10 protein-coding genes are annotated in these 12,239 nt (G+C 62.7%); 4 read left to right on the top strand and 6 right to left on the bottom strand.

Going from position 1 to position 12,239, the window contains the following annotated elements; genetic code table 11:
* Nucleotides 1-253 precede the first annotated feature (253 nt).
* Entirely contained in the window at nucleotides 254-895 is a 642-nt protein-coding gene (locus tag EOA78_RS02995; protein WP_127313814.1) for a ThuA domain-containing protein, read from the top strand.
* Nucleotides 896-986: 91 nt separating this feature from the next.
* On the opposite strand, the gene EOA78_RS02990 is transcribed toward EOA78_RS02995, so the two are convergent.
* The 3 genes from EOA78_RS02990 to EOA78_RS02980 all read right to left on the bottom strand — a co-directional run bounded on the left by EOA78_RS02990 (nucleotide 987) and on the right by EOA78_RS02980 (nucleotide 3,255).
* Complete coding sequence (locus EOA78_RS02990) at nucleotides 987-1,652, bottom strand: DUF6064 family protein (RefSeq protein ID WP_127313813.1); 666 nt, start codon at nucleotides 1,650-1,652, stop codon at nucleotides 987-989.
* A complete protein-coding gene (locus tag EOA78_RS02985) occupies nucleotides 1,653-2,570 on the bottom strand; it encodes an aldo/keto reductase (protein ID WP_127313812.1) in 918 nt (305 codons plus the stop codon).
* Nucleotides 2,571-2,751: 181 nt separating this feature from the next.
* Entirely contained in the window at nucleotides 2,752-3,255 is a 504-nt protein-coding gene (locus tag EOA78_RS02980) for a hypothetical protein (RefSeq protein WP_127313811.1), read from the bottom strand.
* 399 nt (nucleotides 3,256-3,654) lie between these two features.
* Here EOA78_RS02980 and EOA78_RS02975 point away from each other — a divergent pair, with 399 nt between their 5' ends.
* The 3 genes from EOA78_RS02975 to EOA78_RS36830 all read left to right on the top strand — a co-directional run bounded on the left by EOA78_RS02975 (nucleotide 3,655) and on the right by EOA78_RS36830 (nucleotide 8,709).
* A complete protein-coding gene (locus EOA78_RS02975; RefSeq protein WP_127313810.1) occupies nucleotides 3,655-4,545 on the top strand; it encodes an alpha/beta hydrolase in 891 nt (296 codons plus the stop codon).
* A gap of 2 nt (nucleotides 4,546-4,547) precedes the next feature.
* Nucleotides 4,548-6,116: an ABC transporter substrate-binding protein gene (locus EOA78_RS02970; RefSeq protein WP_245477197.1), complete on the top strand. Its 1,569-nt coding sequence runs from the start codon at nucleotides 4,548-4,550 to the stop codon at nucleotides 6,114-6,116.
* A 436-nt stretch (nucleotides 6,117-6,552) separates the two neighbouring features.
* Nucleotides 6,553-8,709: a hypothetical protein gene (locus EOA78_RS36830; RefSeq protein WP_245477179.1), complete on the top strand. Its 2,157-nt coding sequence runs from the start codon at nucleotides 6,553-6,555 to the stop codon at nucleotides 8,707-8,709.
* A gap of 165 nt (nucleotides 8,710-8,874) precedes the next feature.
* Here the strand turns inward: EOA78_RS36830 and EOA78_RS35800 are convergent, their stop codons facing one another.
* From EOA78_RS35800 to EOA78_RS02950, 3 genes are all read right to left on the bottom strand, one after another.
* Nucleotides 8,875-9,294, bottom strand: a complete 420-nt coding sequence (locus EOA78_RS35800; RefSeq protein WP_164783618.1) for a hypothetical protein — start codon at nucleotides 9,292-9,294, stop codon at nucleotides 8,875-8,877.
* Between the two features lie 531 nt (nucleotides 9,295-9,825).
* Entirely contained in the window at nucleotides 9,826-10,611 is a 786-nt protein-coding gene (locus tag EOA78_RS02955) for an MOSC domain-containing protein (RefSeq protein ID WP_127313807.1), read from the bottom strand.
* Complete coding sequence (locus EOA78_RS02950; RefSeq protein WP_127313806.1) at nucleotides 10,583-12,238, bottom strand: dipeptide ABC transporter ATP-binding protein; 1,656 nt, start codon at nucleotides 12,236-12,238, stop codon at nucleotides 10,583-10,585. Before EOA78_RS02950 ends, EOA78_RS02955 begins: the two co-directional genes overlap by 29 nt.
* Nucleotide 12,239: the final 1 nt, after the last annotated feature.

Here is a 12,239-nt window from a genome sequence, read left to right as displayed (position 1 = left end):
CCCTTGCAGTGCCGAGCCTATCGGCATCAAGCATGGCTTTTGCGCTGTTGGTATCGGTTGCCATGAGCGTCGCCAACCTGGCCTGCGCCAGGCAGCTAGAAGAATGCGGCAATCCACTGAACCGTGCTACCGCGGCGTTGGGGCTGTGCTGCGCAAACTGCCAAACTCAAACCCGTCACCACTAATTTCGTACAGCTCTTGTTTCATCGATCATCTTGCTGACAGTCTTCATGCACAACTGCCGGAGAAGAATATGCGGCAAGCGCTGATCGTATGGGGCGGCTGGGATGGACACGAGCCGGAAGAAGGTGCGCGCGTCGTCAAGGCGATGCTCGAAGAGGAAGGGTTTGGCGTGCGCGTCGAAACCACGACCGAGATATTCGCCGACCCTTCGATCGCCGATCTGAGCCTGATCGTCCCGATCTACACGATGGCCAAGCTTGCGAAGAACGAGGAGCTCAACCTGACAAAGGCAGTCGAGGGCGGTGTCGGCCTTGGCGGCTATCACGGCGGCATGTGCGATGCCTTTCGTGAGGCCACGGAATACCAGTTCATGTGCGGCGGTCAGTGGGTGGCCCACCCAGGCAACATCATCGACTACCGGGTCGACATCACCAGGCGCGACGATCCGATCATGAACGGCATCGATGATTTCTCGTACCGTTCTGAGCAGTACTACATGCATGTGGATCCATCGAATGAGGTGCTGGCGACCACCACCTTCTCCGGCGAGCACGCGTCCTGGATCGAAGGCGTGGTCATGCCGGTCGTCTGGAAGCGCCGGCACGGCAAGGGAAGGGTGTTCTATTCCGCGCTCGGACATGCCGCCAAGGAGTTCGCGGTGCCGCAGATGCGAACGATATTTCGTCGCGGCCTGGTATGGGCGGCGCGTTGAGAGCGCCGACGATCGGCGGAAGGCCTGCGCGATATAGACCGCGCCGGTGAGCAGCAACGCCGCCAGAGCAAATGCCGAGCGCGCCGCCAAATCATCGGGCAATGCGGCGCAGGGCCAAGGCAGCGACAGTGGTGGCCGCTGCCAGAAGCGGCAGCCAGGCTTGCGGATCGCCCATGGCATGGAGCGTCAGGCCGCTGAGCAGAAGCCACAGCAGCGGGATCGCAAACAGCAGCGGCACAGGCCCGCCGCTCGCTGCAAGCAGCACGCCGAGCGTCGTGATCGCAGTCGGGTCCGGCGCGATGCCGAAGACCTCGGCGCTCGCCCATGGGCGCCCGAAGAGCGGCGGGAGGAGGGGATAGACGACGATGCCAGCGGCCAGGATCAGCAGCCCGAGCCTTGCTGCGATGTCACGCCGCTCGAAGGCGAGGCCGCCGCGCGCGGCTCCGCCGAACGCCATCAGCAGCGCCTGCAGGCCGAAGGCCGGCGCGACATAGGCGATCGCCCAGTTGATCACTGCATAGCGGCTCCACAGGAAGGACCAGCCGACAAAGGCAAAGAGCGCGGCGAGGACGAGCGCAATCCAGAGGCCGTGGCGACGCGGCCGCCGCAGCACGAGCAGGACAATGGCGAGGCCGGCGGCGAGCGTCAGGAGATGCAGCGGCCAGACGGCGGCATTGGCCAACTCGAACATGCGCCAGTAGACGCGCGGCGAGAAGAGCAGGAAATCTTCCAGCCGGTAGGTCCACCATTCCGACATCTAGAGATCCCGGACGTAGGCCGCCATCTGATCGCGCATGGCCGCGTCGGGGAGGGGACCGGTCGCCGCCAGCAGATTCTCGCGCACGTGTTCGACGCTGGTGGTGGCGGGGATGGCAACGGTGACGGAGGGATGCGAAAGGATGAACTTCAAAATGAACTGCGCCCAGGTCCCGGCACCGATCTCGGCCGCCCAGTCCGGCAGCGTCTCGCCTTCGAGCTGGCGCGTCAGCGCGCCTTGGCGAAACGGCCGGTTGACGATGACGGCCATCCCGCGCTCGGCCGCCAGCGGCAGGAGCCGCTCCTCCGCCTCGCGGTCGACGATGTTATAGGTGAGCTGCACGAAGTCGAGCGGATGCGCGTGCATGATTTGTTCGAACAGGTCGTGCCGTCGTCCTTCGGACGTCGTGATGCCGACATAACGGATCCGCCCGTCCGCCTTCTTGGCGAATAAGGTTTCGAGATGCGTTTCCCAGGCGACGAGATTGTGGACCTGCACGAGATCGAAGCGCGGCACACCCCACAAGCGGCGCGACTGCTCGATCTGCGCGGGTCCGTCGGCCGCGGAGGAGGTCCAGACCTTCTCGGCGGAAAACAGCGCTTCGGGCCGGCCGAGCTTCTCGAGGCCATAGCCGATCACAGGCTGCGAGGAGCCGTACATGGGCGAGGAATCGATCATGCGGCCGCCCGCCGCGAAGAAGGCCGCCATCACCTCGGCGCACTCGTCGCGCAGCACCGGATCGTCGCCGACATTGAAGGTGATCCAGGTGCCCAGGCCCACAGCGGGAAGCATCTCTCCCGAGGAGGGCACGGCCCGCACCATCGGCGCAGGCGGCGCGCCGGGCGCGGTTCCCGGCAACACCAGAGCCGCTCCGGAAGTGGCGGCAGCCTTCACGAATGTCCTGCGGGTGATGATCATCGTCTGCCGTCCCTGTACTCCCGACTACTTGTACTCCCGACCACAAGAATGGTTCCGGGCGATCGGCCTTCGCAAGGCTGATCGGCGGGGAGGTCGGTCTCTGGCGGCTGTTCGGAATATAGAACGCCTGCCTGACATAGGAACGAACGGTGCAGGGCCTGGGGTGCGCCAGCCGGCCCGATTACCTGGAAACGGCTCCTGTCCTGACCTGATGGCGCCGGCGGGCATATGCCACGCAGCCGTCTACCGTGCTGACGCAGAGCGCATCGCGGTGGTTCGGCGTGTTGTTGTCGCCGGCGTAGGCGACCTCGGCAACATGGCCATCGATCATTCGAATTTGCGTGTTGCAATAGCCGCCAGGATCGACATTGAGCGATCCTCCAACCGTCGGGACCGCACCCACGGCCAAAGTTGGAATCACGACGTTGAGATTGCCGCGTTGAACGGTACGCTGATACGTCCAGATCTTGCTTCCGCCCGCATCGGCGGTGGCAGTCGGAAAGCCAGCGCACATTCGAACGTCCGCCTCGCTGAGACCGACCATCTCTTTGCGGGCTGCCGCCGTTGTGGCGTCTTCCTTTGGGAGGTTCGACGTGTCGTCAGGGGCGACGCAGGAGGACACGATCGAACTGCCGGCCAGGAGAACAACAACAAGGACAAGCGTTCGGATGCGGGAAGATATCATACCGACTGTAGTGATTTGCGCTGAGCCCCGAGAACCTAATTAGGCAAGCAGAGAATCGAGTCAACCTGCACAACTTCACGATGTCGTTGTCATGCCGCTCGGCCGACCTTGAGCCGACGGCGCCGATGCGATCGTCGCCGCGATCGAAGCCCAGATGGGCCATGCGCACGCGCCGCTATCGTGCGCGACGTAAGCGAGGCGCGATGCACCTTTTGCAGCACGTCAAGTTTCCGGAACCCGGAACTGAGGCGCGACGGGCGGGACACCTGCTCATGCCTGCTCCGGAAGCTTCGGCGTTATGCGACGTAAAATACGTACTTTCCTGACATCAGGGATAAACAAATGCTTTTCAGTCACACAAAATGATGAAACAATGAGATTGAGATTAGGGAAAATTCGATGCGCAACGTCAGCGGACATGGCAAGCGCCTGTCCTATTACGACTTCGGGCACACCACGGTGTACGCCTCACGCTTCGACCAGCGCTTCCCCTATTGTGCCTATGTGCCCGAGGACTATGACGAAGACGGCGGCAAGACCTATCCGCTGGCGGTGATCGTGCATGGCACCGAACGCGGCATGCTCGCCTACCGGGACGCCTTTGCCGACTTCGCCGAACAGAACGGCGTGATCGTGCTTGCTCCGCTCTTCCCGGCGAATATCTGTTTTCCGGGCGATCTTTCCTCTTACAAGATGCTGCGCCAGGGCGACCTCCACTACGATGCCGTGCTCCTCGACATGGTCGAGGAGATGCGCGAGCGCTACCGCATCAGAGGGGACCGCGTGCTGATGTACGGCTTCTCCGGCGGTGGCCATTTCACCCATCGTTTCCTGTTCCTCCATCCCGAACGTCTGCTGGCTGCATCGATCGGTGCACCGGGCGTAGTGACCCTGCTCGACTTCGATCACGATTTCTGGGTCGGGGTACGCGACTTCGAGAACGTGTTCGGCAAGAAGATCGACCTCGACGCCATGCGCAAGGTCGCCGTGCAGATGGTGATCGGGGGTGACGATCTCCAAACCTGGGAGATCACCATCAAGCCGGAGGATGACTGGTGGATGCCCGGCGCCGATGTCGCCGGCGCGACCCGCAACGACCGGATCAGATCGTTGAAGGGCAGCCTGGAGAGACACAGCGTCGAGGTGCAGCTGGATGTCGTGCCTGGCATCGCTCACAACGACCGCGAGCTCATCGCCAAGGTCAAGGAGTTCTTTGCGCGGGCATTGAATGCCGCCCGCCTGAAAAACTGCAGTCAACAAACTGGAGATAAAAAATGGGAACAGGATTGAGAATGGGAAGACAATTGATCCAGGTGCTGGCGGCAATCGCCGTGATGGCGTGTGCATTGCCGGCGACGGCGCAGGAGCAGCCGAAAACCGGCGGCACGCTCAAGGTTCGCATCAACGCCGATATCCGCGCCACCGACGGTCTCAGCCGAGACGCGAATACCGACACGGTGCTGCACCATATCTTTGAGACGCTGGTGGCCTATCGCGCCGATCTTACAGTAGGGCCGGCACTGGCCGAATCCTGGAAAGTGTCGGACGACGGCAAGACCTATGCCTTTACGCTGCGCGACGGCGCCGCTTTCCACAATGGCGACGCCGTGACCTCATCCGACGTCAAATGGAACTGGGACCGCCGCATGGACCCAGCCAACCAGTGGTTCTGCATTCCGTTCTTCGATGGCAGCCAGGGCCTCAAGGTCGAGCAAGTGGCGACGCCTGATCCACGCACCGTCGTCTTCACGCTCAACGCGCCGAATGCGCTCTTTTTGGCGCAGCTCGCCAGTGTCCAGTGCAATGGCTGGGTGGCCAGCCCGAAGAATGTCGGCGCTGACGGCAAATGGATCGCCGATTCCGCCATCGGCAGCGGTCCCTTCACGCTGAAGGAATGGGTCAAGGGCCAGTATTTGGCGCTCGAACGCTTTGCCGACTACAAGCCGGTGAAGGAGGCGCCAAGTGGCTTTGCCGGCAGCCGGGAGGCCTATGTCGACGAGGTGCGCTTTATCGTCATCCCCGACACGGCGGCGGCGGAGACCGCGCTGTTTGCCGGCGAGCTCGACGTGCTTCCCGACCTTGAATCATCGCGTGTCGAGGAAGCCAAGTCGCGGGGCATGACGGTGCTGTCGACGCAAGGCCTTTCATGGACGGCGATCCTGCTGCAAACCAAGGACCCGCTGCTGTCGAACGCCAAGATACGCACGGCGCTGGCGCATGCCGCCGACATCAACCAGATCGCCGCCGCCCGCACCAACGGCGTCGCCACCGGAGATCCCTCGGCCGTCGCCCAGGCGAGCTCGTTCTTCGACGACGAATTCCTCAAATGGCCGCAATACGACCCGGTCAAGGCCAAGGCACTGCTGGACGAAGCCGGCTACAAGGGCGAGCCGATCAAGATCCAGACCAATACCCGCTACCAGGGCATGTATGAAAACGCCGTGCTGCTGCAGGCGATGCTGACGGCTGCGGGCTTCAATGCCCAGCTCGAAGTGCTGGATTGGGCGGCACAGCTCGACAATTACCTTGCCGGCAAATTCCAGATCCAGTCCTTCGGCTACTCGGCTCCTCTCGATCCGTCGCTGATGTATGGCGTCATCCTCGGCGACAAGGCGACCGACCCGACGGCGCAGTGGGACAGCAAGGAAGCCCTCGACCTCTACACGAAGTCGATGGCCACGACCGACCCCGGACAACGCAAGGCGCTGTTCAAGCAGCTCCATGCCCTCATGGCAAAGGATGTGCCGATCCTTGGCCTCTACTACGAACCATCCGTCGACGCGGTGTCATCGAAGGTGAAGGGCTATTCGGTATGGCCCGCGGCAAACCCCCGCGTATGGGGTGTTTGGAAAAGCGAATAGACAGGCGGTTGTCTGTCGCTCGAGAGATCGAAGGCGTGTTGCCTCCGATCTTTCGCTTGAGGTGCCGGTTGACCGTGAAGGTCTATGACCTAGCTTAAATCCCAGGAGGACCGTCCTAAGCCGGAAATGGCGGAATGGTTCGCACCGTGAGAGGAACTCCCGGGACGTTGTGATGCAGAGGTGCAAGTCGGCTTTTCAGAGCCTGTGCTCCCTTGGTGGCCGACAATCGGCGGCCACGGCATCTTCAAGTTTCGTTTCAAAAAAGTCATCTGCGCCGGCATGTCTATCAGCGCGCGACCGGCGCTCCGAACACCGGAGGGACCTCGAAGCAGTGACAGCTTCGAAAGCGATCGAAGGCGTTAGCCAGCACCAAGGCGAGGGGCCAAACACCGCTTCACGAACTTGAGAATACACCCAAAACCGCACAGGCACGGCAATGCCAAATTATCTTGCCGAAATTTACGCAAACGATGCAGATTTCGCCGTCCTGGGCGGGATTGCAATACTTGCATTGGTGGGCCTCTATCTTGTGCTCCGGCGTATCCTTATCGCGGTGCAACGGCGTCGCCTCAAATCAGATGTGAGCGAAGGCGGATCTGATCCCCCCGAGGAGGCATCTTGGGATTGGGAAAGCCCGGTCGACCTTGCAACCGAGCCTGCTTCTTCTCAGGTTGTCGTGCCCTCAGACACGGCAGACCTGGATGATCGGCGTCAGGATGCCAATTACCTTCGCTTCGGGGTGCGAATCGAGTATTTCGACGTGATCTCCGAAGTTTGCGAGAGTTCGTCTGTGGCCCAGACCAACGCTTTCGCTTCCGCGACGAACATACCGCAATCCGGCCGCCTTGCGACATCGGTCAGAGAAATCGCTGGCTATGTTCGTAGGCAGATGGCGGCTAATCTTGCCGCCGTAAGTAGTCCAGTATTGAGGGCTCTGAGCCGTATGCCGACACAACTCGCCCCCGCGGAACGTGGGGAGTGCGGGTCAGCATGGGACCAATTGGGTCATAAGGCTTCCCCGCGCAAAATTGCTCAGTTGGCCAATCCGGCGCATCGCGGTTTGAATGTCACAGCTCAAAGGGGAGGGTTCAGCCTGAATCCCGAGCCGACCATCGTAACGGCCTTCCCTCCTCGCGTTCGCAAGCCGATCGGTCTTGTGCCCCGCTTGGGCGTCGCCGCAATCTGTCTGGCCGTGCCGCTTAGCTATGCGATGACGAGACAAAACTGGGTCGAAAGCGCCCCCGCCATTTCGCGGGCCCAAGGCACGCGTGTCGACTTGCTCAGCCCGGATCTTGAGGCTGCCCGGGCGCAACTCGGGGCAGCCGGTGGTCAGGCAGTCGCCGCAGGGGAATTGGGCGGCCAGGAGTACCGGGTGGCGGAAGGCGAACGCGCCAGGAGCGCTGCTTTGCAGGGAGCACTCCTCGAGTCGCGCAAGCAGATCGATGCGCTGAGGACAAGCATGGCAGCCTCCGACAACGCACGCGAGGAGCGATTGCGCAACGAGCTCGCGGCAGCCCGCACACTTGACGCATTGCGGCGCATAGCGGGAGATGCCCGCACAATGCTGAGCGAGGCCACCAATTATGTCTTTACGGAGATGCCCGCTGCTCATCTGGAGCGTCAGCGAGCCGAATGGCGGGCGCGCGATTTGTCGCGAGCGAGGGCGAAAATTGAACAGCTTGAGGCCGAGGCCGCCGAGGATCGCGCCAAGGCCAAGGCTTCGCTGGCGCAAGCGAGCGGAATGCTCGGCGACGAACGCCGGAAGTCCGAGAACCTTCGTGGCGACCTCGCCGAAGTGAAACTGTCGAATGCCGCGCTCATGGAGCGCGCGGAAGTGGCTGAGCAGGAACGGACCGGTGCAGTCACAGCGAGAGAACGAGTGAAGCAGACCGCAGCCGAGACGGAGGGCGCGCTGGCTCGAGAACGCGCTGCAGCAGCGTCGATTCGTGAGGAGCTAAAAAAAGCTCGCCTCGAGCGCGACGCGGCTGAACAGGAACGAGCCAGAGCGGTGTCAGCGAGAGAGCGTGCCGAGCAGACTGTAACCGAGGCGGCACAGGCTCTGGCACGAGAACGTGCTGCAACTGCGTCGACGCGTGACGAGCTGGAAAAAGCTCGCCTCGAGCGCGTCGCAGCTGAACAGGAACGAGCCGGAGCAGTCGCAGCGAGAGAGCGTGCCGAGCAGACTGCAACCGAGACGGCGCAAGCGCTGGCACGAGAACGCGCTGCAGCAGTCTCGACCCATGAGGATCTCGATAAGGTTCGCCTCGAACGCGCCGCCGCCCGAGCACTTTTGGTACGGGTCACCAGGCTGAAGGAGGCTCTGGACCAGCAACGTGAAGCCAATATTTCACTTGCCCGCGACCTGGCTGCGGCGCGCGCGGACAATGACAGGCTCAGGGCTGAGCGTCGCAGCGCGCAGGTTGAGCGGCCGTTGAAGCCGCGCTCTGGCCGCGCAGCAGCCGCTACCGGCCCGGTGAAGGCTGTCAGCCAGAAGACTGCACGCAGCAAGGTTCGCAACCCGTCGCGGATTACCCGGGTGCGTTCTCTCACGCTTCCCTATTCCCTCAGGCCAAGAAACGCGACATTGGAGTGATTCCCAAAACGACTGCGCGGTCCTCCTATCGAAGGCTTCGGAAGGCATTGCCTCGCACCCTCTCACGACGCCGCAGCCACTCCGGGCAAAACAAGAAGTTATGCCAGGATGAGATCACCCGTTCGAATCATCCTGCTCTCGTCGGCGAGGAGTCTGCGCGATGCCCTATGTCAGCCCGATCACGCCGCCAGTCGCGTTCAATTCGCATTTGATCGGCGCCTGCCGCGTCTCCACCCTGCCTTGCCGTACATAGTCGATCCTGACCTCAATGGGAGCCAAGATCGTATCCGGGCTCAACTGATGTATGGACCCTGCGCTGCTGACGCGCACACTGGTCGCGCCAAACGGGGCGGCGGCCGACTCGATTGCATCATGGCAGGCGCGAACGACTTCATCCGGGACGCCCGGCAGCGCTTTGATTGGACTCACAATTGATGGGCTGGCGATGTCGCTGGGAGGCTGGAGGCTGGGCGGAAGGCCGACCGACTGTCCGGCCTCCATGGACGGGACGACACTGACGGCAGTGGCGGTCGTAGTTGCCGCCACTGCCGCCGTTGCAGCGGTGCTGGTTCCATCGTCGTCCACCGGTGAACTACTGCTGGTGCCGCTGGGCTTGCCGCCAGGTCCTTTGTGCGGGCCGCCTTTGCGGCCTTCACCGTGATGGCTGCCAGCGCTATTGCCTCCGCCATGGCTGCCAGCGCTATTGCCTCCGCCACCATAGTTGCCAGCACTATTGCCTCCGCCGCGCTGGCCGCCGGCTGCAGCTCCTGCGCAAGCTACCGCGATCGAGCAAACGAATGCGAAATATGCCCAGCTGGATTCAGGGGATTGACGCACGACCACCTCCATAAAGTGCGTCGGTCCAACCGTCTTTCCGCGGCATGCAGTCATGACGGCGCAACCGCCGCCGCCCCCAGGCAAACTCGCTACTAAGGCGCCCACGGAGGTAAACTAGGGGATGAATCCGGTGCATCAAGGACGCGGTGCGTAGTGGCCGGCATCAGCAGCGAGTTCGGCAACAAACGCATACTCCGCATAGCCGCCATCGAACTTACGGCCCATCTCACCCATCAGCCACGACGTGCCGCCGCCCCGCACCGAAAGTTGGAAGAAGGGTCAGGCTTCGTTGACCCTGTCGCCCAGCCTGACCTTGCCCGGCTGCACGACCTGGCAGAGCGCGCCGAAGCCGCCTTCGCCATGGCGCGCTATCGTTTGCAGCACTGCCGGTTCGAAGGCGAGATCGCCTTGCGCCAGCGCCGTGAAGGTGCAGCGCGCGCACGGTTCTGAGATCATGATCCGCGCCTCGCCGATCGAAAACACTTTGCCGATGATCTGCTGTTCGACCAAACCGTCCCACGAAGCGTCGGTTTCGATCACGATGTTGGGCCGGAACCGCCTCGAATCCACTTGCGAGGAATCCGCAAGCAGACCGGCAAGCCGGTTCATCGAGGCTGTCGTGACGATGTGGATGTCGGCGCGCTGATAGCGTGGCGCGATATGATCCTGGGCTTCCGAGCCGAAGGGGACGTGTGGGTGCAGCACAGCCCGGAAATCGAGGAAGGCCGAAACCAGCTCGCCTGCGAGGCTGGAGCCGGCATCGATCCAGGAGCCATTGTCCAATCCGATTTCCGGCCTGTCGCCCCGCAGTCTTGCAAGAAGGTTCGGCAGCGGCCGCCAATGTTTTAGCTTCTCCGGCGCGGCAACAATTCCGTCGCGCCGGTCGACGACGCCCCAGATCCGGTCGCCCGGAATTCCGCCTACCGCAAGCTCCGTCCGGTCCAGCCGTTCGCCGCCCATCGAACTGACGGGATATCGCCAGATTTCCTTGATGTGGCCGAACGGTGTCATGGTGCCGAGACGAGCCCTGTTGCCGTCATTGCGCCACTGCCTTGCGTACGCCATCGGCGAAACGGCGATCGATCAGCATCGCCGCATCGAGAAGGGCGCGCGTATAGGCGTGGCGCGGACGGTCGAATACATCGTCGCGGTCGCCGATCTCGACGATCCTTCCGTCCTGCATGACGGCGACCCGGTCGGCAACCTGCTCCACCGCACCCAGATCATGTGAGACGAACAGGCAGGCGAAACCGTAGCGTTCCTGCAACGACCGGATCAGAAGCAGGATCTGTTTCTGCACCGTCATGTCCAGCGCCGAGACCGGCTCGTCGGCGCCGACGAAGGCCGGTCGCCTGACGATCGCCCGCGCGATTGCGACGCGCTGGCGTTGCCCGCCCGACAGCTGATGCGGGAAACGCTCGAGAAGGTCGCGCGTCAGTCCCACTTCCTCGATGACTTCATCCATGCGCGCTGTCCGCCGCTTGCGATCCAATTCGGTGTCGAGCTTCAACGGCTCGGTGACAATCTCGGCAATGGACTGGCGAGGGTCGAGCGACGAATAGGGGTCCTGGAAGACGATCTGCATGTCGCGACGCTGCGCACGCGCGTTAGCCGATCGTTTATTTGCAATCGCCTTGCCAAGAAACGAGATCGTTCCGCTGGACGGCCTGACGAGGCCAACAATGGCGCGCCCGAGCGTCGTCTTGCCGGAGCCCGACGCGCCGACCAACGCCAGGGTTTCGCCGCGCCGGATGGCCAGGTCGACGCCGTCGACGGCGCGCTTCGGCTCCGCGCGCGCAAACAGCCTAGGACGGCCCGGATAGTCGATCACGACATTGCTGATCTCGACCAGGGGCGGGCCGTTGACGGCTCTTCTCGATCCGCCGGCGCTGCGCTTGGGAAGCGCATCCACCAACCGCCTGGTATAGTCATGCTGCGGTGTGTGAAGGACCTGGGTGCTGCTTCCCTGTTCGACCGCCTTGCCTTCGCACATCACCGTCACGTTGTTCACATAGTGGGACACCATGCCGAGGTCGTGGCTGATCAGCAGGACGGCGGTTCCATTCTCCCGCGTCAGCTCGACCATGAGGTCGAGCACGTCGCGCTGCACCAGCGTGTCGAGCGCCGTGGTCGGCTCGTCGGCGATCAGCAGGCGCGGTTTGAGCAGCATGACCGATGCGAGCATGATGCGTTGGCGCATGCCGCCCGAAAATTCGTGCGGATAGGCTGCAAGGCATTTGCCGGGATCCTTGATCTGGATCCTCTCCAGCATCGCCAGCGAGCGGTCCTTTATCTCGGCGCGCGATATGTCGCGATGCAGGCGAAGCCCTTCGGCCATCTGCTCGCCGATGGTGACGGCGGGATTGAGCGAGACCATCGGCTCCTGGAAAACCATGCCGATCTGTGCACCGCGTACCTGGCGCAGCGCCTTTGCGGCTAGGCCGGTGAGCTCCCGTCCTTCGAAGCGGATGCTGCTATCCGGCGTCGTGACCAGCGGGGCAGGGAGCAGGTTCAGAATCGAGCGGGCCGCCATCGTCTTGCCCGAACCGGATTCGCCGACCAGCGCCTGCATGTCACCGGGGGCGAGATCGAAGTTCAGCTCGTCGACGATCCGCTTTCCCGATGGTCCGACCGAGATCGACAGGTTGCGCACTGAAAGCATCGTGTTGTTGTCACCGGCTGGCACGAGCATG

Source organism: Mesorhizobium sp. M5C.F.Cr.IN.023.01.1.1, assembly GCF_003997585.1.
Lineage (GTDB): Bacteria > Pseudomonadota > Alphaproteobacteria > Rhizobiales > Rhizobiaceae > Mesorhizobium > Mesorhizobium wenxiniae.
The sequence above is the reverse complement of the archived record's forward strand: the minus strand, read 5'-3'. Positions and strand labels throughout refer to the sequence as shown.